Below are 24283 nucleotides of genomic sequence, written 5' to 3' on the forward strand. Positions count from 1 at the left end.
TGCCGTAGGATGCCCAAAGGGCTGTAGGGCGAATGCACCAATAGGACTGCGATTGCTTCTGAAGAGAAAAAATAAATTCCAACTCGCAATCAATAAAGCTCAATTTGCATTGGCGTAGCAACAAGCGGCTACGCCAATTTTTTGTGAAAATCAATTCCTTATACAGTCATGGTCAGCCTAATCGCTACACAAGGATGTCTCTTCGACCTGCAAACAGTTCTGGACTACGGGCAATCTGTTGTGAACGTTGCCCAAGAACTTGTTAAATTATTAATTGAAAATCGTCCTATCTCCACAAAAACTGTTTCTACCCAGATGAATCGTTACTTCAACGGCACGGCGGCATCAGGTGCTTGGCAGTGGAAGGACGGATACGAATCTGTAGAGGTTGCGTTAATCTTGTACTTGCGGCAAAAGGGGCTGTCAGAAAATCCCTTAGAAGAACTGCGACGGCTTGAATTGCTCTGCCCCACACATACCCGTCGTAGCGAGGAGCAACTAAAACTTCAGCAGTTCTCGACTCCGCTACCCCTAGCGTACCTAGTGGCGTTAGCAGGACAAATCACAAACAACGACCTGACTCTTGAACCATCAGCTGGTACTGGGATTTTAGCCCAGTTTGCTAAACTTCAAGGTGCAAGTTTGATGCTCAACGAGCTAGCCGACGACAGAGCAAAGATTCTGCGACGATTGTTCCCTGGCGTTCCCTTATTTGGGGTGAATGCCGAACAGATAAATGATTATTTGGCTGGCAAGACTCAGCCTTCGGTTGTTTTGATGAATCCGCCATTCTCATCATCACCCAAAATAGCCGATCGCAATCCCGACGCAACAAAGAACCATATCAACTCGGCATTACAAAGGTTATGCGACGGCGGGCGGCTGGTAACAATCACTGCTAACTGGTTTTCTCCTGATAATCCCACTTGGCGAGAAACTTTTGTTAAGTGGCAAGAAAAAGCGCGAATTGTGCTTTCAGTGGGGGTCATTGGTCAAGCTTATGCCTTGCATGGGACAACGATGGAAACCCGGATTACTGTCATTGACAAGGTTCCATCTGATAATCCCAGCAACATTCCTTGCATAAGAGAAACCTTGGATTTGCCTCAACTGCTGCCATTGATTGAGCAATTACCACAGCGATCTCTGTGGCAGCATTCAACTGCTAAAGCGGAGGCTGCGGTGGCGAAGGTCGTTAAGCTGCCAAAGCGTACTGTAGTAGATCAAACACAAACAGTTTCTCTTATTCCAGACGTGGCAGTTCTGGAGTACGAATTGGTCGAGTGGAGTGGCTCAGACAGTTTAAAAGATGCCTTGTACGAAAGCTATCGCCCACAACGCATTAGGATCAAAGATGCTTTGCCACATCCCTCATTGCTTTGCGAGAGCGCAGCCCTAGCACTTGTCTCACCACCGGCTCCCACATATAAACCATATCTTCCTCAACATATCGTTACACAAGGGTTGTTGTCCGAAGCACAACTTGAAAGCGTTATTTACGCAGGTCAGGCACACTCTGAACTTTTGTCCGGTTCCTACTTGGTGGATGATTCACTCGACAACGTGACAGTCGCGGCGAACAATGAGGAGAAGGCACTTAGGTATAGAAAAGGCTGGTTTCTTGGCGATGGCACAGGTTCGGGAAAAGGTCGGCAAGTAGCAGGCATCATTCTCGATAACTGGTGTCAAGGACGCAAGAAAGCCATCTGGATTTCCAAAAGCTCTGCTTTGATAGAAGATGCCCGACGTGATTGGTGTGCCTTGGGTGGTAGCGAAAAGGACATTATCGACCTCGGCAATATCAAACTAGGTGATCCAATCCCCTTTTCGCAAGGTGTTCTCTTTGCTACATATTCTACCTTAAGATCCCAGAAGGGTGGTAAAAGCCGACTCAAACAAATCATTGAGTGGGCTGGCATTGAGTTTTCAGGAGCGATTGCCTTCGATGAATGCCACGCGATGGGTAACGCGATGGCACTTGAAGGTAAGCTGGGTATGGTCAAAGCATCAATGCAAGGTATTGTTGGGTTACGGCTACAAAATGCACTACCTGTTGCACGGGTTATCTACGTCTCAGCCACCGGAGCGACCAAAGTCTCAAACTTATCTTATGCGAATCGTCTGGGGCTTTGGCAGACTGGCGACTTCCCATTTACCTCCCGTGAAGATTTCGTGGAATCCATTGAAGTTGGTGGCATTGCTGCGATGGAAGTGGTAGCCAGGGATCTCAAGGCTTTGGGACTGTATCTGGCGCGGAGTCTCAGTTTTGAGGGCGTAGAATACCAAACTCTCGAAATTGAACTTACTCCTACTCAGGAAAGAATCTATGACAGTTACTCCGAAGCTTTCCAAATTATCCACAATAACCTTCATAAAGCATTAGAAGCTTGCAATATCTCTGGCTCAAAGACTTATAACCGTGCTGCGAAAATGTCTGCGATGTCTCAGTTCGAGTCCCATAAGCAGCGATTCTTCAATCATTTGCTAACCGGGATGAAATGCCCAAAACTGATTAAAGCCATTGAGCAAGACATCACGCAAGGTCATGCTGTTGTAGTCCAGATAGTTTCTACAAATGAGGAACTATTGAAACGCCGACTTAATGAGGTTTCGCCCCTTGAATGGAAGGACTTGAATCTTGACCTGACTCCACGGGAATATCTCATGGATTATTTGATGAGCGCTTTTCCGATTCATCTCCATGAGATACATTCAGGTGAAGACGGGGAAGAACGTTCCGAACCGACTTTTAATGCCGATGGTTCGCCCGTTATTTCTCAAGCTGCACTTGGGTTGCGTTCGGCACTAGTAGATAAACTAGCTAGTCTTGACCCAATCCCTGGCGCATTAGAACAATTGCTGTGGCACTTCGGTCATAAACAAGTAGCTGAAGTTACAGGACGAAGCAAAAGGGTACTCAAAGACGAAGCTGGACGGTTATTTGTTGATTCACGCGGTTGTGGGGCAAATATTGCTGAAACTACTGCATTCATGGCGGGAGACAAACAAATTCTCATCTTCAGTGATGCTGGTGGGACTGGTCGTAGTTATCACGCAGATTTAAATGCAGTCAACCGGAAACGGCGATCGCACTACTTACTCGAAGCTGGTTGGAAAGCAGATAATGCCATACAAGGACTAGGACGCTCTCACCGTACAAACCAAGCTTCTGCACCAGTGTTCCGTCCTGTAACTACCAATGTGCGCGGTGAACGTAGATTCATTAGTACGATTGCTAGACGGCTGGATAGTCTCGGCGCACTCACTCGTGGACAGAGGCAGACTGGAGGAAACGGGATATTCGATACGAAGGATAACCTAGAATCACAGTACGCCGAACACGCTTTGTATGAGCTATTTAAGCAAATCTTCCAAGGTAGGTTTTATGAAGTGCCTTTAGGAAAGTTCGAGCAAATGACCGGATTATCGCTGACCTCCCATGAAGGCGGCATGAAAATTGACTTACCACCTTTGCGGCAATTCCTCAATCGACTGCTGGCTTTGAGAATTGGGATGCAGAACTTGATTTTCGAGCGTTTTGAGTTGCTGTTAAGTCAACAGATAGAAAGTGCGATCGCCGCAGGTATCTTTGAACTTGGTGTCGAAACTCTTCGGGCTGAACGGTTTACCATCAAAAGCCAGTCAGCCGTTTATACTCATCCTACTACTGGTAGTGTGACTAATTATCTTAAGATTGAGCGCACTCAAAGGAATAACATCAAAACTGCTGACGAGATGCTAGAGTTTGCTGCCCAGTACCAGGGACAACTCATGATCAATGAGAAATCTGGTCATGCGGCTGTGTCAATTCCGACACACAGCATCTTCGACAGCGATGGTGGTGTTATTCCACGAGTTTTGTTGGTGCGATCGCAAAACCAAATCCGTGTACCTGTTCAAAGTTTGGAATCATCAACTTGGCGGCAGGTTTCGGCGGATACGTTTGTTGCGGCGTGGTCGAAGGAAGTTGAAGAATTGCCTAAGTTTACTACTGACTACATTCACCTTGTTACTGGCATTCTTCTGCCCATTTGGAAAACTCTACCGATTCAGAACAGTCGAGTATTTCGACTGCAATTAAGTCATGGAGAAAAAGTACTCGGTCGTGTAATCAGTGCAGAGAATATTCGTGCTGTTGCTGAACAACTGGGTTTGAAGAATAAGCTGCTTTCTCCAGAAGAATTAGTTTATCTGGTACTGAATGAGCGGTATTCAGAGCAATTACCCGGAGGTGTAACTTTGCGTTGTTCATTGGTTGCAAATGAGCGCCGTATTGAATTGGTCAATGCTTTATCGTTGGCTGACTCTCTGGTGACTGTTGGATGTTTCACCGAAGTAATTCAATGGAAAAAGCGAGTATTCATTCCAGCTAACTCGAAAGCGGCATCAATCCTAGCTGCTGTGATTGAAATTCTGAGATAAAATTTGTAGCCACTTTTATCAAGTGGCTATTTTTTCGATTTTACTATTCTGCTTTCAACCCCAAGCAAATCCTTATAAACTTCATAATCTCGAAAAAGGTCTATAATCAAACTTCGAGTAAAAGCACAGTAAATCATATTTCCTCGCGCCTCGTACAAACCAAAAGCTTTAAACAAATCTTTTTTAGCGCCCTCAATATCGCCCAGATGAAATCTGACTGTCCCTCGTCCACAGTATGCTTCTGCACAATCAGCATCCAAAGATAATGCCTTTTCTAAATCAAAGAGTGATTTTTCTAATTCCCCAGACAAAAAATAAATATTCGCCCTATTTATATAGGCTGATAAACAGTTTGGGTCAAGTGAAATTACTTGATTGTAATCTAAGATAGCTGCTGGATTATCACCAGTTAGATTTTTATACGTATCAGCCCGATTTAGATAAGCTTGAACTAAATTTGGATTCAGGGCGATGGCTTTAGTGTAATCTTCAATCACCTTGGGGAATTCTGATTTATGACAGATTTTTGATCGAGCTAGTCCCCGATTATTATAAGCTTCAGCAAAGTTAGGATTCATTGCTAACGCGTTATCAAAAAGTTGAATCGCACCTTCATATTTTTCGATTTGAAACTGAATCATTCCTATAGTATTGTGAACTTCCGCAAAATTAGGATAGAAATAAAGTGCATTTCTGAAGCACTCCATTACTCCAGATAAGTTTCCTGATTTGAGATGTTCCAATCCTTTGTCATACCACAGTTGCCCTTGTTCTACATCAATCTCTTCTATTAATTCCACCATATATTCTCTGTTGTGATTTATAATTGCTGAAATATTCATCAACTCAGATATTTAGCCGAGTCAGTTAATTTATCTGTGTATTTCTAGTCCTTGACTTTTATTTTGCGCTAAAATTTTATCTATCTGACTATTCGCGTCCTCAAAAGTTTGCAATATCTGTGGAGTTAGTTTATTGGTCTGTACCTGACCAGATTGCAAGTTTAAAATTACCTCTCCATTTTTCTGCGAAATAGTTAAATCCCTCTGCTGGGTATTGAAAGCCAAGTCATAAATCTTTCCTTGGACTTGAGTACCATTTTCATCAGACTTACCCCAGACCATGCCAATCCTTTGAGCAATTTGAGTCAGCCGACTGATGGCTTCAAGCTCAAATGTATCTTGATTCATTACTGTCAACGCTGACTCTGATAATTGCTCACCAGCTTTAAACCCATTTGCTACTTCTACAATGCGTTTTTTGTAATTCTCCGACTTCCCTAACTTATCTGCGGCATTGTACCAATTTCTCAAGTCATCAATAGTAACTGTCGGGGGCTTCTCTACACCTAGAGGTTCGCTTTTTGTACTATTAGTAATGTCTATTGTAGAAGGAGTAGTAGAAAGTAATGGAGTTATAGATTGGTTAGGTGGGGATTGTGCTGTTTGTTCTGGGGGTTTCAAAAACTGCGGTCGTGTAGCGAGGGAATTAACTCTTTGTTGATACTCACTATCCGTTTCAATCACAGCCCCAAATTTCTTGGTCATGCTTTCTAAAGTTTTGGCAGGGATGGAGCTATCAACCAAGTTAAATACGGCTAGACCTTTTTTAGTTTCCTTGATCACATCTTCTGTTGGTACTTGCTGCCATTCAACTTTTTGAGCAGTTAACCATTTAGTCACAGTCTCAGCTTTCTGGTTGTCAACAGCCAAGCCCATGACTGCAAGTTTTTTGTTTGATTCTGTCGAAAATAAGAAAGTAGGACGCTTTTTAATCTGATGTAGAATTTTCGCACTCTTCTCAATCATCTCTTGCTGTTGAGGGTTAACCGATTGAGTCCCAAAAGCCTGAAATTCCTTCGTCCAAATAGTAGGATATTCAACGGTATTAGGGTCAATTTGAGCGCAAATAACAGAAAAATTACTTTGAATAATAGCGGGCGCAGGTGTCAGTTGTCCGGTTTTGAGTAGTCCAAGTTGTCTGAGCGCGTCTTTGTCTTTTTTGAAGTGCAGCACTCCCAAGGGTTCACCATTCAAAAACACAGCATCTCTAGTTTTTAATGGTGGTATTTCGATAGTTACTTTTCGATAATCTCCATCTGAAAATGGCTGACCAGAAAAATCATAAAAGTTAATTTTATTAATTTTCAGGAGATTGCCATTGGGAGACTCACCCAGCACAAAAGCAAGACTACCAGTTTCGGAGATAGAAGTGAGTTTTAGTTTGAGAGGATTACCATTTTTTAGGTAATCAACTTGTTTTAACTGTTCGACAGAATCACTGTCTAACTCCCCCAAAGTTTTACTATCAATTTTGATCTTGACAGTTTTATCAGGAATCGGGACAGTACCAAACTCTAAATTTACGGGTTGGTCGTTAAAAACCTGTCCCCCTTGAGAGAAGTTCTTGAGTTCGCGGATAGTAACTTCAACGGGTTCAAATCCTGGTAGTCCAATAGTGGCATTAGCGGTGGCAGGTTCTATGCCTTCCATACTAGCTTGTGCTTTCGTGCCAATGGGCAACATCCCACTTCTGGTTTCTAACATGGCGAATTCCTTGTAAAGTCCCTCAGCATCCTGGACAAACATTAGTCTGGAAACGTGGCGTTCATGCCCGACTGGGTGGTGGCTAGCCCTAATTTCTATCGGGTGCAAATCATCCTTGTTCCAGTCTCGACCCAAAAATTGATTCGCTTCATTCAAAAGTGTGACTAACTTCGGTTCAGTAAATTGCAATTCATCTAAGCGAGAGATAATCTCATTGGGGAAACCAGCGAAGGCGAAATTGGAAACTTTTTTAGCGATCGCAGATGGGTCGGTGTTTTCTTTACGTGCAACCTCCAGTTCATCTTGACGGGATGCAGAGATATTCCAAGCCGACGCTGCTGCGGCAAGTTTTTCTGACTCTGGGATCTTCGCATAAAATGCTTCTGCGGATTCATAAGCCAAGGCAAAGAGTAGTTTAATTTGGCTTCTAGTAAGTTCTGGTTTTAGTTCTAGGAGTTTAACTCCCTGCGTGGTCATCCCCGCCTTGAGGTTGTGGTCAGTCACAGATTGTTGACTAACTGTTCCAAGATGACGGTATGCGGGTTTCTTATCCGAACCTATCTCACCATCTATCTGTGCAACTGCTAATAATCGGTGAGGGCGTTCAAAACTTCGGAATTTTTCTGGAATTTCATCTAAGCGAATGTTCAGCGTCTGGGCTTTCCAGATTAAGGGGTGTCCGTAACGGGTGAGATTGGTTATTTCCAGTTTCCCGAACTGTGGAGTTTGCACTATTGCGGATGGCCCTTTCTCGGTTTCACGCCGTTGGGACATCCGAACCGCAGGGTTAAATTTCCGATCAAACTCGTACTTAGCGGCAACTGCTACAAATTTTTGCTGTGGTGTAAATTCTACTCCCTTGAACAAATCTTTAAACTGAACGATGGGGCGCGATTCTAACTGTGATTCTTGGAAATATTTATTGGTTTGGCTAATTAATAATTCTACTGGTGAGTAGCCCTTTGGTGTTATACCTGTGCTTAAATAAGCTGACGAAGATTTCTTATCTTTAATATAATTAACATCACGATATAAGTAGCGGCTGTTCTCCCAGATTTTATCCATCTCAGGTTTTTTAGCACTTTTGAATAAATCCACCGCTATTTGGTTTTGATAACACCCCTCACCAATCATTTCTCGGTACATCAGGCGGTTAACATCCATTGCCTGAACCATAATTTCTGGAGTTCTTTGAGAATGAGCAAGTTCAACAAACCCTTGCATATAAGGTTTGTATTCTTCTCTAATTAACTTTGGCTCTTTCTGGCGTTCTTGCTCAAACAGGGTTTCGTAATGGTTAGAAACTTGGTCTAGATAATTTGATTTCTGCTCAAAAGTACCGTAAGTCTTTAGTATTTCTATTTCCGATTCTAATGCCTCCAGTGCCGTCACTTGATTGTTGATTATGCCCACGCTGATGCTATCACTCATGTGGATAGCGATTTTTTCAAATGGAGGCTGGCTTCCATCGCTGGGATCATAAAATGATTGTTTTTTGAGCTTAACCGTGGGCGAATAGGCGTTTTGGGGAAGATTTCTTCGCTCTGCCTCTGCTGTTAAATTAGGATATAAGCTGGCTTTTGCCACACCAATGCAATCACCATCATAGTCTCGTGCTTGGCGTTCTGATTCGGTTTCTGCTGGGTCGATAAAATCAACATCGACCCCTCGCGCTTCTAACTCTGTAATTCTTTGCTGTATGCGCTTGTGGTCTTCGTCATTGACTACAATTATGCCTTCTAAGGGTTTACCATCTGGCCCTAACTGATCCTTAACATATTTATTATTAGAAACACACAAACCATTAGAGTTGAGGAAAGGAGAACGGAAGTTAAGAATTTTTTCTTGCTCATCAAGCCAAGAGATGCAAATTTCACCATTTTTGAGTTCCTTGGAGGGAATAATCATTCCTCGGTCAAAAGTAAGCGTTTTCCCAACAGCAATATCTCGCCACTCACTTTGTACAAACCGATTTAATTCCTGTTTGACCTTCTCAGTTTCTAATAACTGCTGATGCCCTAGTAAATCGGCTTTAATGAGTTTGTACATGAATAAGTCATCTTTAGTACTCTCGTCATCCAACTCCTCATCTGCATCTAAGCCATCATTTCTCTCTAAGTTTTTAACATCTGTTTCAAGATTTGTGACTTCTCCTGTTTTTAATTTATTTTGGCTCAATGATTCTTTACGTTTTTGATATCTTTCACAATAGTAAGCAGCAACAATTCTTGGGTCATCTTTAATAGAGACTAATCTTTGAGCTTGTACCTCTAGTTCTTCGGCAAAATCTTTAATTCCTTGGGGGAAAGATGCCAGCAGTTGGGAGATAGACATTTGTCCTCGTTGAGATTGCCCTTTTTCGGCTAACCAAATATTTTGCTGATATAATCCTGGTTGAATCTGCGGTTTAGTAGGCCCTTTGGGTCTATCCTTGTCTGTTCCCTTAAAACTGCTTACGGGAAGAATTATATCGATTTTTGGTTTGTTATTTTGATCCGCATATTTTATTCTATCTAGTCTGTGTGGACGGAGCGTTCCTTTGCCAAAACGATATTTAGTAGTATCATCTCCAACTCCATCCACCCAACCGAATCGATGCTGAATTACACGATAGCTTTTATCTGTTTGGGATTCTCTTAAGGTTACTTTGTCATAAAGTTGTGTTGAAATCTGCCCATAACAATCACCAACTAATTTATATGCCAAATCATTCGATAATATCCCTCCGTTTTCGCCCCGGTTATCAGTAGAATCATCTACTACTAGAATATTTAGCTTTTCGTGAATTGCATTTTTACAAGCCCCAAGAAAGATGGAACCATAAGCGCCACGGTCTTTACTGTCTGGGCAAATCTTTTGAATTGTTTCTAAGCATTCTTTATCTCCATAAAGTAAGCGAGTCTTAGAAGATAGCAATAAAATCTGTCCATCTGGATGATTCTTTAATTCTTCGGCGGTGCTGTATTCATCTGAATGCCCAAATGAGAATTCTTTGTCAGGAAAGTAGAATTCTAGTAAAGTATTACTGAGCTTTTCAGTTAAAATTGATTGAGAGTTAGTTTTGTTATCGTCTATATAGATCCACTGATTTAAACGAGGGTCAAAATGCTTCAATTCCAGAGTCATAAGATTTGAAATTTGATGAATATTAATTAATTTTTTGAGAGGTTTTTATGTCAAGGATTAAGCGTTGGATAAATATGAATAATGAAGAATTTAACCCAGATGGGAGTTTGAAAGATGAAGCCCGACAACAAATGCTGTCCACAGGAATGAGTAACGAAGCAATTACTGACTATGCTCTTTCGTTGAAAGAAGAATACGACGAGTGGAAGCACTTGGACGAGACTGATCCAGAGCAGTGGCCAATCTACACAGCCTACGATTTCTTCACTGAACAAGAAAAAAAGGAATTTAACCCAGATGGTTCTCTCAGACCTGAATATATAGAATATGCTCAGAAAATTGGTATCAGTGAAAGTGCGTTGGAACAGCTTGAGTGGCGCAAGAAAATCGAGGTTGATGATTACAACAAAGTGTCTGCTAAATACGCAGAAAAGGGCATTAATTTCGGCGCATGGCAGATGAGAGGAAGGATTGAAGACAGCAGAACATACGTTCAACGTCGGCAGCAGATGGAGCAAGACCTGCGTAACTTTGAGCCGGAAGACAGTCTACCTTTCGACAAAGACACAGCATACTAGGCGGGAGCTATGCAGAGCGAGTGATAATACAAGCTGAAAGCATTATCAAACAGCGCTTTCAGCTTTTTAGTGACATCCTTTTAGTGAGATTGGACAGCAGGCAGGTTAGCGTTGCCGATGGTTTAATAGAGCGAAACGCCCCGTTAAAAAGGCAATCCTTCGTAAGATGGCAAAGGGTGTAATGATTAATATGTGCAGTGAATTGAATGCCGAGCGTTCTCTGACTACTTCAGCCCACATCACTTTCAGTTGGTCTTCAGTTGTCTGCTGGGCGAAAAAGTGAATATTTGGTTAATTGGCTTGCCGTTCTATAGCTGGAGGGATTACCCCAGACGATCGCACAACTGACTTGTTGGAAGCGGCGGCAAGGAACGCAAACATCCCTAAAATAGCAAAAGACGTAATAATCACTTGCTGTAGGGAGGTAAATACTGACCTTTCTTTTTCCTTTTGGACAGTAATGCGATTGAGATTCTGTTGAAATGCCGAGAAATACAAATAATTCAACACTTTCTCACACAAGGTAGGGTCTTCACCTATCTGTACTTTCTGGCACAGGAGAATTTCTAGATGCTCCCGGCGGCGATCGCTTGTAGACAAATCGCGCTCATTCCACGGTTTTACTTGGGTTGTATCTAAAGGTCTATTAATACCTAATATAGTCATACTATGGCCTTCTTTAGTTGTTGAGTTAGTTGAGGGAACAGGTGTAATCGATAATTCAATTACACCCTAGTGTGCTTTTTGAAAAATGGAACTCATATCTAACTTAAGAAGTTTAAATATGCTTCCTAAAAAGAACTAGCAACTTGAGTACTGAAAAAATCAAAGCTCAGGTTGCTAGTAAAGTTTGAGAATATATGCTATATTTCCCAGTCCAAATCTTCAGTTGGAGATGGAGATAAAACCTGTGCCTTGGGTGTATCTGGCTGCAATGGGTTCGTCCCGTCCTGAAATAATTCTTGTGCTAAAGTCCGCCCATCGCCGTCAATGTCGCTTGCGAGAAAATACTCTAAAACCTGCGGTGTAGCACCATCAATTGCTGCTTGTGCTAGTAGAGATTTGATGAATTGGGGAGATGCTTCACTATCAGCTAGTACCTTCAAAGTTTGCTCGGCATCTTGGATGGTCATTTTAGAGATATCTCTAACTCCAACTTCGTCCCAGACATCCCCGAAATACTGTCTATATTGCTGATTGAAGTCTTGCTCTTGGGCAAATCGTGATAATTCTTGTACCTGCAAATGTTTCGTCTCTGGCATATCAATTGACCAAGGTTAATTGTTCGCGTTTATTGTTTGAGCCAACCATCTTGAGCAATTGTTGATTCAAGTAACTCTGAGCCGAAACGTAGAGATTATCCCAAATCGCCGGGTTACGACAGATTTTGCTGCCAACTGTATTTCCTGCCAACTTCTCCGATATCAAATACTTGCGGTAGTAGTTCGTCCACAGATTCTGTAAAAAGTCCTCCGCGAAATCATCAAAAGGAATTAACCAGTTATAGTTCTCGTCCAGGAACACGCGATAAGCAGCAACGATGGGCATAGCAATATCAGCCGGCGCACTCAACCCAAATGAGTAACGGCTGTCGGGCAAAAGGGTATTCTTTCGCGTATCAATTGAAGCTAGGTCTACCCCTTTTTTCTTGGGGTTGATGATGTAAGCTTCAATGGTTTTGAACAGTTGTTGCTCAATCCACATAGCCTTGGACAGTAGGGGCAACAATTTCGACAACCTTTGCCTTTCAGCATCACTTAAAGAGGGATTATTGCTGACAGGTGGATGCTTACCTTTAGATTTATTAGGGTTGTACTTGTTCCTATCCAAGCAGTTCATCAACTTAATCAAATGGTTGACATTACACTGTGGACTTTTCGGCGCACCACTTTGATGTTGATAGTAAGCAATGCGGAATTTCGTTTCTTCCTCCATCTCTAATTTTGCTAAAAACTGTTTGATGAATTTGTAGTCACCTCTAGCATTAACTTTAGAACGTGCATCTACTGGGGCTGATGTGTTTGATGCCAGAGCTATATCTTTCGCTTCGTCTTCACTTAACCCAATGTGGATTGTGACTTTAACCCTAGCTAGAGAGAGGTCGTACTTATTTGCTCTAGCTTGTTCAAATGCTAATACTGTATGCCCACCGTTGATAATGCCATCGTTGCCACCTTCGTTAGCCTTTAATACCTCTAGCTCCAATTCCGCTTTATTTTTGGGCAAAACCTTGTTAACACACAGTACAATTCCGTTACTTCTTTGAAAGAATTTTTCCGGCTGGGTAGTAAGTGAATCAAATAGTTGTTTGTACGTTGAGCTTTTAGGATTTGGTTCGCGGATATTTGGTTCTAGGGGTAGGCCAGAGGGAAAACTATCTACATGGGCGGTAGCAATGATACAGTTGGGATTTGCATTGATGTACTGGTCTACTTTCAAAGTCCAATTCTTTGGCATATTTTTCTTTGATTGACAACAAAAATTATCGAACACAATTCAGGAGTTATGGTAGAAATCGTCTACTAACAAAAGTCAAAATCCACCAACTCCTTCTGAAATACTCTAGAAGTTTTTACTGCTAACCCTTCAAAAACAGAATTATGAATAATATCCAGATCATCCCGCCAATCAAATAAATTAAATTTCAATTATTTCGGGATACATCATTATATAATACCCTCTCATATCCATCCAGTATACTTTGAATTAGCAGATTAGCTTTTAACAAATCATTATTCAGTGACGAAGTTCTTTTGACTTTTCCCAAACCCGGAAAATCGCACTTATTAAAAACATTTTTGTTATAGCAGTTACATTGAGCTATCAAGAGGGCGGGGAGTTTTTTTCTTCGGCTTTCTCCCTTTTGCCAACAAAAATCCTCAGCCACATCTGCACCCATTCTTGAAAGTGATACTAAATTTTCAAATGAGTATTTTGATAGCATTAATTCACTAACCGCTTTAGCATTGGGATTAGTATTTAAGTTTTCTGTTGGTTGTATCCCTCCACCGAAGACGATTTGGAATACTAGCACGATAAGTATCATTAAGGGAGCAACGCTAGGATTGGGAGCGATCGCACTGACAATCAAACCCAACACCATGCTGCCAAACGACGCTAAAAATAGGGTGAAGTACATTGCCCCTGTATTAGTATCAGCACCAGGAATCTCAACGGCTGCTAACATCAGGTATAGTAATACTGCCGATTGGTACATAGCTAGTACAAATGCTACGACCAACTTAGATATAAGATAGGGGGCCAGTCCCAAGCCAACGCTTCTTTCTCTTCTGTAAATTGGTCTTTCTTTAGCTATTTCCGGCATTGTAGCCAGTGAACCCGACATAATCGCCATCACCACTACAACGAACAGCGTGGAAATGGCTTGCCGTGCATTCCCTGTTTTGGTACTGAACAAGTCGGGTTTCCACAGCACAAAGTTGAGTGAACCCAGAATCGGCGCTCCCAGCAGCATCAATGCCAAGCTCAACTTATTCTTAAGCAGAATCGACAGATTGCGTTGGCACAACACCACAAGCTGCTGTCTCAAATTGCGCTTAACTGGCGTGGGTACTTGGTTCTGTTGCGGTAGCGATTGCAGGCGCTCGCTAATAAATTTCTTATAATAACCCGAAGATTTGAAGCGTTCTTCCCATTGTTGCGGGGAGATTTGATGCTCTACTTTATGATAGATTGCATCAAAATCTTGTACTTGGAAATAGTCTAATGCCAACTTGGGCGGCCCTACGTATGCCAGTCGTCCACCTTTGGCAAGGAAAACTACTTGATCTGCGATCGCTACATTCTTGGTAGCATGGGTAATTAAGATTACGGTACTACCTGCATTAGATAAAGAACGCAGCAACGACATGATTTGTAATTCTGTTCCTGGGTCTAGCCCGGATGTCGCCTCATCTAGAAAAAACAAACTGGGGGTGCTGATGAGTTCCACTCCAATAGAAACTCGTTTGCGTTGACCTCCACTGAGTTGCTTGATGGGGATATTCTTTCGCTCCAACAGATGCAAATGTTGTAGCATTGCTTCAACAAACTGCTCCTGTTCGCTTTTAGAAAAAAAGGGGATTCGCAACTGGGCAGCAAAGATAAACGCTTCCCAAACAGTCAAGTCAAGATGGACTATATCATCCTGGGGAACATAACCAATGAGGTTCTTAAATGCGTTATAGTTCTTGTACAGGTCAACTCCATCAACTAACACTTTCCCCCTGGCGGGTCGTTGTCCGTTAAGTGCATCCATCAAAGTTGACTTCCCGCCACCACTCACCCCAGCAATCACAATGAACTCGTTGGGCAAGAACGACAGCGAGATTTCATTAAGTAACGTTGTTGAGGCGAGTATAGGATGGCTATTTTTTCGTAAGTCGATGGCATCTAGCCTAAGTCCTGCTCTTTGCCTAGTTTCTCTATATGTATGATTTGGTGTTTGAATTGGCTTAAATGTTGCCGTAACTGTTGATGGTTCTGAAACAAACTTTTTCGCTTTAATTTCCGACTGAATCTCTACCTCAATAATGACCTGACCAATTTGGATTAAACGACCGTCCGACAAAAGATAACCCTGCCTTGGCTCTAGCTTTATTCCTCCTATTTTTGTTCCCTCAACACTATCTAAATCTGCCAAGTAGTATTGCTCGTCTTTTTTGATGATAATCGCATGAGTGCTACTAACACTCATATCCTTTATTAGTAAGTGACATGATTTTTTGCTGCCAATTACATAGTGGTTGTTATCAGCAAAACAGGCAGGATGAACATAGTGTTTGATAACATGATTTCGGTGGACGAGCAGATATAAATGTCGAATCTCCATAACTTGGGAGAGCAAATTTTCTAATTTCTGTCTCACTGGGTAGATAATACAGCAATTAGCTGAGTAAATCATCCACAACTTTGAAAATAAATTGAGAGGGGTCGAGTTGCTAGGGCGATGCTCCCCCCCGCCTGAAGTGCGATCGCCTGCGGTAGGAAACACCATTCAAAGCCAAACCCTTACGTTTACTGGCTTTGGCGATGTTAGACAGAATGTCTGTCTAACATTAGACAGCACCAGTAACAACAATTGTCATACAGATGCAAACTAGTCTAAATCCCAAGGCTTGTAGTGATATAACCGTTCCTTTGCCAAATCTCCATGTCTGATTTAGAACTCTTGAATGGTTGAACATAATAATCAGGAACTAGGGGTTTGTCTTGGCGGTCATAGCTCAATTCATGATCCAAAAACTTGATATGGCTAATATGGGATGCCCAAGCATCGGCTATCCTATCACCTAATCCCATTGTGTCTAAATATTTAGGTAGTTCCATTCCGCCATTCCAACAAATGGGAATGCCTTCACCATCAAAATGTTCGGTTAGCTCTTGGCGTATAAAGGATGCTGTCCCACCACAAACTAAGATTTCATCCATAAGGGCAATATTTCTCAACCAGCGCCATAAAGCACGGCAGTACTCTTTGCGAACTATCGGCAAAATCCGACAAAACAACTCTACATCAGCATTGATTTCTTCGGTTCTGGTTTTGCGTGATAGAAACCGCAGTGCATCAAAATTGTTATTCGTGGTTTCGGCTAAGGCTGAAATTAGGCGTAAGTCATCTTTTGATAAACCAACGGCAGTACGTTCTACAAACTGATGCACCACCCAATTCATCCCTAAATCTGTAGATTCAGCTTTTATTGCATTCCCCTTGTGCGACAGAATAAAACTGGCATTACGATAGCCTAACATCAGCATTCCTATACTTTTTTGGAAATAGTTTATGTTGACGTTGCGACTGCGATATGCCATGATACCCGCCCCTTCTGGACTGACATCAAAGCTACGTAATTTTGCTTTTAACCTCCCTGTTGGCGTGATTATTCCTGTTTTTAAGTTCTGTGCTAGTTTTGCTCTGAGCGTTTGCCCATCCGACGCTTCTCCCACTGGCAACAACAAATGTACATATAGCTCTATATCTGGGTTTTTCACTCCCAGCCGCCGAATTGCCAACCATAATATAGCTGCTACTTTCGGTAAGGCATATTGATACTTCAAATCTCTAATAGCTGATGTCCCCGCAAACATACTTCTGGCTAATGCTCCCAGGACATAATATTCTCCCCCAATTCCTATCCATACCGTCGTATCTTGTACGAGTTGATTTGACAAATATTCTATTGACTCTACCCCTAAATCCGCTATTTCTGGTTCCATTGCTAAAACTATTGGAACCCCATCTGGATAAATCTGTGCTATCCCCTTCTGGGAACTTGTCCCTAAATCAATCGTTATCGCAACTTTTGTGTAGTCTTTATTATTCTTTTTATTCATCTTCAGCCCCCCTCAAGGTTTGTCCCAGCCAAACATCCGCTTAATGTCGGTCATCTCTTGATAGTTTTGCGAGTCAAGAAATTCATCGTCATCGTCATCGTCATCGTCATCGTCTTCATCAGTAGAGCTTATCTGCTGATCTGCGGAAATAATTCCTAAGATAGATGGACTATCCGATGCCACTATGTCTGATGCTTGCATTGATGTATTTGAGGTCACTACTAGCGGGTCTGGTACTATCCCACAAATTCTCCGAATTACACTAATTTGCGCTTCTAACTGGCCTATTGCCCAAATGCCAATCTGCCTTAATTCTTCTCCTCTCAGTCCTGAAGAAAACAAGGCAAGAGGTAGCCAGTGGTTTTTTAGCGTTGCTGTTATAACTTGCGAATAATCTGCTTCTAAACCAAATGGATTTGACCTTATGTAGCCAACCACTTTTCCATCTAAACTATCTTTCGGGCGCTTAATCGAAACTCTTATTTGTTCTATCTCTGCCATATTTTATGCTTCTCACAGAGGTAATGCAGGTCTTAGAAATGTCAGAATTCAGTCCTTCTGAATTCATGAGTCAGAATTCATGAGTCCGAACAGTAGAAGAATTAGAAACTCATTTGACTCATAAATCTACTTGCAATATCAAACCTTTTATAAATTCTGACTTCTGACTCACCTCGGCTGCGCTCGGCGACCAACTGAGTGCTGAATTCTTACTTAAAAATTATGACACTTTATTTTTAATGCTGCTGAACTTTATTTTTCTTAAAATTTAGTTTCAGTAGTTTTCGTCTTCAGGAACTTCAATTTCACTTTTTTTATCTATGGAGCAATCTTGAAGTGCTTAAATTTTATTTCTACTTGTTCATTTAATCATTTTCTTTAGCCTTCATAACGCAATTCCTTCAAAATATTGAATCTACACTATTTAAGTCGGGTTTATTTTCTTTTTCAGTACGCTTTTAGTCAAAATAAATACTATGAATTTGGACGGCCAAAAGGACAAGAAACGCCGTTTTCTGTCCCTTTGGCCGTCCTCACACAAGCCCGAATTGGAAATATCTAGATTTCATGACTTTCCTTTGGACGGCCAAAAGGACAAGAAACGCCGTTTTCTGTCCTTTTGGCCGTCCACTCTTTTTGCATTTTTTCTCTTGAAAGCCTTATCATTAATCAGCTACAGCCACTTTTTTACCATGTTCTTATTCTCAATAAGCTTAGGTCTTATTGAGAAGGCGTACTACAAGCTTGTTGATTTTGCACTACAAAAACTCCCAAAAATTCTGAATTAGCTTTGAAAACCTTGAGTAATTCTCAAAAAATTCTGTGAGCAGCCCAATAATTCTCATTAATTAAGACTTATTGACAGATGAACAGCCCGAAAATCTTACTATTGCGTGGTTTTTTAGTCCAAATCGCAGAAAGTCGGATGTTCTATACTTAGGCTAAAATTGTGTCAACAGTGACTATACTACTAAGGGAATCTTGGGGATAGCGGGAGAATTGCCTGTGAAATGCTGTAGGGCGGTTTAGAATAGTCGTACTTACTACGGTTTTTTGCCCATTTCCGCATTTGAGCGATTTGGCTGAAAAAATGGCGTAAAATCGAGAAAAAACAGCGATAACTTGAGTGATATTTGTTTCTCAGTCAGTCAGCCCAAAAACTCGTATTTCCAAATTTTAGTGTAGATAAAAAATGGCATACGCGATCGCGCGATTAAAAAAATTAAAGCGGGGTAACATATCAGGGAGTGCATCTCACACTGCACGAGAAAGAGAAACCCCTAATGCAGATCCCACTCAAAAAAATATTCGGTTCATCGGTAGCCTCAACCCAGAGGAACGACTAGAGGATTTAGTCTTAGCCAAGATAGGGGACTCGGAGCAGAAGCGGAAGATTCGCACTGATGCAGTGTACTGCGTGGAGTTACTGTTGAGTGCATCGCCCAGTTATTTCCGTCCCAACTGCCCCACTCAAGCCGGTTACTATGAACCACAAAAGTTAGATAACTGGGTAGAAGCGACTCACCAGTGGTTAGCGGATGAATATGGATCTCGCATTGTCCGCGCCGAATTGCATTTAGATGAAGCCACGCCCCATATTCACGCTTATTTTGTCCCCCTTGATGATCAAGGGCAGCTACGGTGCAATCACTTCTTTGACGGGCGGCAGAAGATCCAACAATTTCAGGATTCGTACTACCAGACAATGCGGCTAATTGGACTAGAGCGTGGGATTAGAGGAAGCAGAGCAAAGCACCAGGACATCAAGGACTTTTACCGCATAGTGGAGGAGGGGCGGGATTTAGAAGTTGATGAGCTAAGTGCAGCGCAATTGAAGGCCAAAGCTGCCGACCGAGACAGGGCGAATCAACGTAAACAGGAAATGGAGGCTACAGCCAAAGCTCTCTCAGTTGAGAATGACCAATTACGGCGGCGGATAGAGCAATTAGAACAAGATAATCAATCAATAAAAAAACTTACCGAATGGTCAACTGATTTAGCTTTAGATGATGTTGCTTGGGAGTTAGGGCTGTGGCGTAAAGGGAATGAATGGGTAGGAGGAAGCCACATCATTAATATAGATGGCTCTAAATTTAGCGACCTTGCTCCCAGTTCTCATTTTGAAGGTAATCATGCAATTGATTTGGTGAAACACGTTAATCAATGCAACCAAGTCCAAGCGATCGCATGGATCAGGGAGCGATTTGGTGAAGTCGGCGCAAAACGTGCAGCGAGCGCTCATGCTCAAAAAGTTGCGGCTGACATTATCCAAACTCAACCAGTACCCCAATTCACTCCACCTGTTGAGGATAAAGCTAACTGGTCAGTCGTTGAACATTACCTCAAACAGAAACGAGGCATACCTTCTGATTGCGTACAAATGTTACATAAGCAGGGGCTAGTTTATGCCGACTCAAAAGCAAATGTAGTTTTTGTGATGCGGGATCTCAACGGAAAGACCAAAGGGGCATTTTTAGAAGGTACAACCAATAAATTCTCTGGTTATGAGTTAGGTACAGTTCGCCGTGATAGCTGGTTTTACTTTACTTTAGCGAAAAAGCCTAGCGAACAAACTAGTACTGTCGTGCTGTCTTTTTCTCCCATTGATGCCATTTCAGTAGCCATGCTGGAATATCAGGTTAAAGGAATACCAGAAAACAGAACAGTTTACATGGCAGTAGATGACACTTCAAATTTACCTGTTGAAAGATTACGTAATGTGACTCATGTACAGGTAGCTTTTACTCAATCAACAGTGGCACGGGCTGTTAAAGAACTGCTGCCACAATCGAAGTTACTCAAGTGCGAAAGTGGGGATTGGAATACGCAGTTAATCAATTTCTCCCATCAATTGCAACAACGTTATTCACAACAAAAACACGAGGAATTAGAGCTATAGTTGCAAAAAGTCAAGCTACTCTAGTACCGATTTTTTCAGTACCAAAGTAGCTAGTAAAGAGTTTTAGCTATCAATAATATTGGGGTGAAATTTAACTAAAACCTTAATGAATAATGAGTTAATTAAACAAATATTTGGATTAATTAAGCTTAACAATAAGCTGATTGCTGTCGAGTCTCCATTGCAAGAGAGGGTCAGGCTGCTCATCAATCTAGCCAGTGAATGCCAGCAATACAATATTAACTGTTACCTGTGGACGCTGGAGGATGACCAACTGTACCAGTTATCTACTAATGAGGAGGGATTAACTTTACAAAGTGTTGACCAGTATCAGGCGATCGCCAAAAGCAGGCGCGAACATTACTTTGAAATTCTCCGGTTTTGGAAAACCACTGATTTACAGGGCATTCTCATACTGGAGGGCATATTCCCCTGGCTGGGCCAAGCTACCACTGACCCCGATTTCTTTCTGACTTCCGAGTGGATTAAGTCTGCCCTTATTAACCTGAAGCTGTGCAATCACTCTTGCAACAAGACAGCGATTCTCTTAGGGTCAAACGCCACCGTGTCATCTGACATTGCCCCCGAAGTTCCGACAGTTATTCAACAACTGCCAGCTATAGAGGAAATAAGCAGTTACTTAGCCCAAGTATTACCGGATTACAGTCATGGCGATATTCATGCGACAGCGAACGCCTCAATAGGCATGTACTTGGCAGACATTGACTATGGAATCAGACAGGCAAGCGCTCCTGGTGAAATTAAACCGGATGAGTTAGTAGAAAAACTGTCCGCTTACAAAATCGAACTGTTCAAGCGGATTTATAATATTCAATTTCTCCAACCCCCTAGCACTCCTATCGGGGGGCTGGAACTGATGCAGCAAGCGTTTAAAACTTATAAGCGCCTTCTATCCACATTAGCTAAAGCCTATAATCTGCGCTTACCCAAGGGGATTTTATTAATCGGCCCACCGGGAACAGGAAAATCTTACTCGGCTAAAGCAAGTTCTGCACAATTAGGGCTACCTCTGATTTCAGTAGAGTGGGGGAGTTTCCGTAGTTACGGTAATTTGGCTGAATATAAACTCAAGAGTTTACTCGCACTGGTAGACCGAATAAATCGTGTAATTTTATACCTGGATGACTTTGATAAGGGATTCGCTGGGGATGATGATTTATCCAAACGCCTAGCTGGTATGCTTTTGACCTGGATGCAAGAACGTACTAGTGAGGTTTTAATTATCGCTTCGGCTAACAATATTCAATGCCTACCACCAGAGCTTACCAGAAGTGGACGCTTCGACGAGATTTTCAAGGTGGATCTCCCAAATTACGGCGAACGGCACGAAATATTCAAGATTCACTTAGCCCGTTTCGATCCTCGTTTCCGCGATCGGGGCGATGGGTACAGCGAAGAAGAATGGAAAAGGTTACTCAAAGCCACGCAGCGATGTGTCGGTGCGGAGATTCAAGCCATTGTAGAACGTGCCGCCGTCTCTAGTTTCTGTCAAATGTTTGGCGACGATGTTTCTCCCCTTCAAGAACTACCACCACTAGGAATTACATTGTCGGCATTGCTGGCAGCAAGGCAGAGTATGAATCCTCTGGCAATCCGCGAAGCTGACCGAGTTGAAAGTATGCGTAACATTGCGGCTTTACATGGCCTTCCATCTAGCCCGATTGATTCATCTATATATAGTCTCGGCAATGTTGATATTTTTGGTGAAACATGAAAACTTTAAAAATTAATTCTGAAAAGGATTTATACGTTGCTGCTTTCAAGTTACTGAACATACTAGGCCCTGTCGCTGGAGTATCAATTATCATCGGCACTGTGGCGCTCGGTTACGTCCAAACTCGTCCCCAGGATTTACCAGTTACGCACATTCTCACCAAAGGCGGTCGCACATTTAACTTGGAAGCCGCTTCTACACCAGAGCAATTAGAGAAAGGGCTGAAATTTCGAGCATCCTTAAACGGCGATGGCGGAATGTTATTCAATTTGGGAGGAGAAATTTATAATGTGCCTTTCTGCATGTACAAGGTGAATTTTCCTTTAGACATCTTTTATCTTAAGGACAATGTGGTGACAACTGCGGTTTACAATGCCAAACCGTGTCACAAAAACCCTTGCCCCATCTACAAGGGGAAAGTTGCCAATCAAGTGCTAGAGCTAGCAACAGGCGCTGCCAATATCAAGGTTGGCGATCGGCTTAACATTCAACCGTTATCAGTTTTGCCTAAGAATAATATTGGTCTTGACAGCAGCAATTCTTTGAAAACCAAAAATAATCGCTAGTAATTGTATAACGTATTTTTTAAAAATCAAGAAACCATAGTACTGAAAAAAACAGTACCTAAATAGCTTCGTGTGTTGAATCAAATATGGCAATCTATTTATGGGAAGAGTATGGACATATTGGGAATTTGATCATCCTTTGGGTAACACGGTGCGAGTAATCTCTACGCCACTAGGGTTAGAGATATTTGCCGAAGATGTGTTCAACGTCGTTGCAGCAGAATTAAATAACGAAAAAATAGTACTGATGAATATTCACAGTCAAGAACGTTATGTAGTTATTGAAGAAGAGGTAGTAAAAATAAAAACTTTAAATTTTACAGCCATCAATACCTTGAAGACGATTGTCAAAGCGGACTTGATTAATAAATTTGTGCATTGGGTACGAATTACAATCCGACCGATATTTCAAAAACAGTACTTGTAAAAAAATTAGTCAATATCAAAAGGAAGAAGAATGATGATTATTAAGATAGCCAACGATAATAACCGAAATACTAGCAACAATCTGGCAGATCAACCCTTTAGTAATACACAGTTTAACAATATAGCACCCAACAATGTGACAGAAGAAAAGACTAGTAATACAGAGTTAGACAGCCCAGTGCCCGACAATACAGCACTTAACAATGCGATAAAAGAAAAGACTAGTAATACAGAGTTAGACAGCCTAGCACCCGACAATATAGCACTTAACAATGCGATAGAAGAAAACACTAGGAATACACAGTCTAATAATCCAGTATCCGAAAATAATAATAAGAATAACAACGATAAAAATAATCCACAACAACTAAGAAGATTAGTAATGGTGACAGGAGATAAAGGAGGTGTTGGTAAGTCAACGTTTGCCAGAGGTTTAGCGCAAACTTACATAGATAACGCAGTAAAATTTGTCGGGTTAGATGCGGATAATTCTAATCCACACTTGATCAGATTTTATGAAAAAGCTGCAAACATTCATCGTTTAGATATATCTAACTCAGATAAATTAGACGAATTTGTAGATAATTTAAAAGAATTAGTGTATCCCAAATCAAATGAATCGGGGAAAAATCAAGATGAACAATCTTTGATATTACTAGAAACACCATCACAATTTCTGCCAACCTTAAAAATTTTAATAACCGAGATGGGGTTTTTAGATGTAGTCAATAATAAATGTAAGATGCAGGTGACGATAGTAGTAGTTATTAGCACAATAATTGATTGTATAAATCAAGTGCTAGAACTATATAGTTTCTGTGGCGATCGGGTTGATTATATAATAGTAAAAAATTCGTTTTACGGGGAGGCGGAACAATTTGCTTTTTATGATAATTCACAAAAAGTCAAAGAAATGGAACAGCAGGTAAAAGCAACAGGGCATGATTTCACAAGTATAAATATGCCAAAACTAGCGAAAAAATCCTACGATTATTTAGATGTGAAAAATCTGACATTTAGACAAGGACTTGAACAAGATGAATATCCGTCTGTATTTGGTAGAGTCTTAAGCTGGTTGAACAATTTTAAAGGGCAAATAAAGCCAAAAAAAGATTTATTTGGCATAGAGAAGATTTTATCTGAATAGGAAT

15 protein-coding genes are annotated in these 24283 nt (G+C 41.6%); 7 read left to right on the forward strand and 8 right to left on the reverse strand.

Annotated elements, in window-relative coordinates; translation table 11 throughout:
- Positions 1–168: 168 nt before the first annotated feature.
- Positions 169–4422 carry a strawberry notch-like NTP hydrolase domain-containing protein gene (locus RMY63_RS11475; RefSeq protein ID WP_322728816.1) on the forward strand — a complete coding sequence of 1418 codons (4254 nt, stop codon included), beginning with the start codon at positions 169–171 and terminating at the stop codon, positions 4420–4422.
- 26 nt (positions 4423–4448) lie between these two features.
- Here the strand turns inward: RMY63_RS11475 and RMY63_RS11480 are convergent, their stop codons facing one another.
- Together RMY63_RS11480 and RMY63_RS11485 are read right to left on the reverse strand one after the other, a co-directional pair.
- Positions 4449–5264, reverse strand: coding sequence for a tetratricopeptide repeat protein (locus RMY63_RS11480; RefSeq protein ID WP_322728817.1), 816 nt, complete (start codon positions 5262–5264; stop codon positions 4449–4451).
- A 30-nt stretch (positions 5265–5294) separates the two neighbouring features.
- Positions 5295–10094 (reverse strand): hypothetical protein, encoded by a 4800-nt coding sequence (locus RMY63_RS11485; RefSeq protein ID WP_322728818.1) that lies wholly within the window; start codon positions 10092–10094, stop codon positions 5295–5297.
- Between the two features lie 47 nt (positions 10095–10141).
- On the opposite strand from RMY63_RS11485, the gene RMY63_RS11490 reads away from it, so the two are divergent.
- On the forward strand, positions 10142–10672 hold the full coding sequence (locus tag RMY63_RS11490) for a hypothetical protein (protein ID WP_322728819.1): 531 nt from the start codon (positions 10142–10144) through the stop codon (positions 10670–10672).
- Positions 10673–10963: 291 nt separating this feature from the next.
- Here RMY63_RS11490 and RMY63_RS11495 read toward each other — a convergent pair whose 3' ends face one another.
- From RMY63_RS11495 to RMY63_RS11520, 6 genes are all read right to left on the reverse strand, one after another.
- The gene (locus RMY63_RS11495) at positions 10964–11338 is read right to left on the reverse strand and encodes a hypothetical protein (protein ID WP_322728820.1); all 375 of its coding nucleotides are present in this window, start codon (positions 11336–11338) and stop codon (positions 10964–10966) included.
- A 197-nt stretch (positions 11339–11535) separates the two neighbouring features.
- Complete coding sequence (locus RMY63_RS11500) at positions 11536–11934, reverse strand: hypothetical protein (RefSeq protein ID WP_322728821.1); 399 nt, start codon at positions 11932–11934, stop codon at positions 11536–11538.
- Position 11935: 1 nt separating this feature from the next.
- Entirely contained in the window at positions 11936–13129 is a 1194-nt protein-coding gene (locus tag RMY63_RS11505) for an AIPR family protein (RefSeq protein WP_322728822.1), read from the reverse strand.
- 187 nt (positions 13130–13316) lie between these two features.
- Positions 13317–15668 carry an ATP-binding cassette domain-containing protein gene (locus tag RMY63_RS11510; RefSeq protein WP_322728823.1) on the reverse strand — a complete coding sequence of 784 codons (2352 nt, stop codon included), beginning with the start codon at positions 15666–15668 and terminating at the stop codon, positions 13317–13319.
- A gap of 107 nt (positions 15669–15775) precedes the next feature.
- On the reverse strand, positions 15776–17005 hold the full coding sequence (locus tag RMY63_RS11515) for a ParM/StbA family protein (protein ID WP_322728824.1): 1230 nt from the start codon (positions 17003–17005) through the stop codon (positions 15776–15778).
- A gap of 12 nt (positions 17006–17017) precedes the next feature.
- Positions 17018–17506 (reverse strand): hypothetical protein, encoded by a 489-nt coding sequence (locus RMY63_RS11520; protein ID WP_322728825.1) that lies wholly within the window; start codon positions 17504–17506, stop codon positions 17018–17020.
- Positions 17507–18698: 1192 nt separating this feature from the next.
- Between RMY63_RS11520 and mobV the strand changes: the two genes are divergently transcribed.
- From mobV to RMY63_RS11545, 5 genes are all read left to right on the forward strand, one after another.
- Entirely contained in the window at positions 18699–20405 is a 1707-nt protein-coding gene (mobV, locus tag RMY63_RS11525) for a MobV family relaxase (RefSeq protein WP_322728826.1), read from the forward strand.
- 106 nt (positions 20406–20511) lie between these two features.
- A complete protein-coding gene (locus tag RMY63_RS11530; RefSeq protein ID WP_322728827.1) occupies positions 20512–22140 on the forward strand; it encodes an ATP-binding protein in 1629 nt (542 codons plus the stop codon).
- Positions 22137–22706, forward strand: coding sequence for a DUF192 domain-containing protein (locus tag RMY63_RS11535; RefSeq protein ID WP_322728828.1), 570 nt, complete (start codon positions 22137–22139; stop codon positions 22704–22706). The genes RMY63_RS11530 and RMY63_RS11535 overlap by 4 nt, the downstream gene beginning before the upstream one ends.
- A 100-nt stretch (positions 22707–22806) precedes the next feature.
- A complete protein-coding gene (locus tag RMY63_RS11540; protein ID WP_322700058.1) occupies positions 22807–23133 on the forward strand; it encodes a hypothetical protein in 327 nt (108 codons plus the stop codon).
- Positions 23134–23163: 30 nt separating this feature from the next.
- Positions 23164–24279, forward strand: a complete 1116-nt coding sequence (locus RMY63_RS11545) for a hypothetical protein (protein WP_322728829.1) — start codon at positions 23164–23166, stop codon at positions 24277–24279.
- Positions 24280–24283 lie beyond the last annotated feature (4 nt).

Origin of the sequence: Nostoc sp. ChiQUE01b (assembly GCF_034531255.1) — a bacterium.
In the GTDB taxonomy this organism is placed as follows: domain Bacteria; phylum Cyanobacteriota; class Cyanobacteriia; order Cyanobacteriales; family Nostocaceae; genus Nostoc.

Bases quoted from the DNA above. Each gene is read 5' to 3' on its own strand.
- RMY63_RS11490 (WP_322728819.1), top strand. From the start codon at position 10,142: ATGTCAAGGATTAAGCGTTGGATAAATATGAATAATGAAGAATTTAAC.
- RMY63_RS11535 (WP_322728828.1), top strand. From the start codon at position 22,137: ATGAAAACTTTAAAAATTAATTCTGAAAAGGATTTATACGTTGCTGCT.
- RMY63_RS11505 (WP_322728822.1), bottom strand. From the start codon at position 13,129: ATGCCAAAGAATTGGACTTTGAAAGTAGACCAGTACATCAATGCAAAT.
- RMY63_RS11495 (WP_322728820.1), bottom strand. From the start codon at position 11,338: ATGACTATATTAGGTATTAATAGACCTTTAGATACAACCCAAGTAAAA.
- RMY63_RS11540 (WP_322700058.1), top strand. From the start codon at position 22,807: ATGGGAAGAGTATGGACATATTGGGAATTTGATCATCCTTTGGGTAAC.
- RMY63_RS11515 (WP_322728824.1), bottom strand. From the start codon at position 17,005: ATGAATAAAAAGAATAATAAAGACTACACAAAAGTTGCGATAACGATT.
- RMY63_RS11480 (WP_322728817.1), bottom strand. From the start codon at position 5,264: ATGAATATTTCAGCAATTATAAATCACAACAGAGAATATATGGTGGAA.
- RMY63_RS11520 (WP_322728825.1), bottom strand. From the start codon at position 17,506: ATGGCAGAGATAGAACAAATAAGAGTTTCGATTAAGCGCCCGAAAGAT.
- RMY63_RS11530 (WP_322728827.1), top strand. From the start codon at position 20,512: ATGAATAATGAGTTAATTAAACAAATATTTGGATTAATTAAGCTTAAC.
- RMY63_RS11475 (WP_322728816.1), top strand. From the start codon at position 169: ATGGTCAGCCTAATCGCTACACAAGGATGTCTCTTCGACCTGCAAACA.
- RMY63_RS11485 (WP_322728818.1), bottom strand. From the start codon at position 10,094: ATGACTCTGGAATTGAAGCATTTTGACCCTCGTTTAAATCAGTGGATC.
- mobV (WP_322728826.1), top strand. From the start codon at position 18,699: ATGGCATACGCGATCGCGCGATTAAAAAAATTAAAGCGGGGTAACATA.
- RMY63_RS11500 (WP_322728821.1), bottom strand. From the start codon at position 11,934: ATGCCAGAGACGAAACATTTGCAGGTACAAGAATTATCACGATTTGCC.
- RMY63_RS11510 (WP_322728823.1), bottom strand. From the start codon at position 15,668: ATGGTGTTTCCTACCGCAGGCGATCGCACTTCAGGCGGGGGGGAGCAT.
- RMY63_RS11545 (WP_322728829.1), top strand. From the start codon at position 23,164: ATGATGATTATTAAGATAGCCAACGATAATAACCGAAATACTAGCAAC.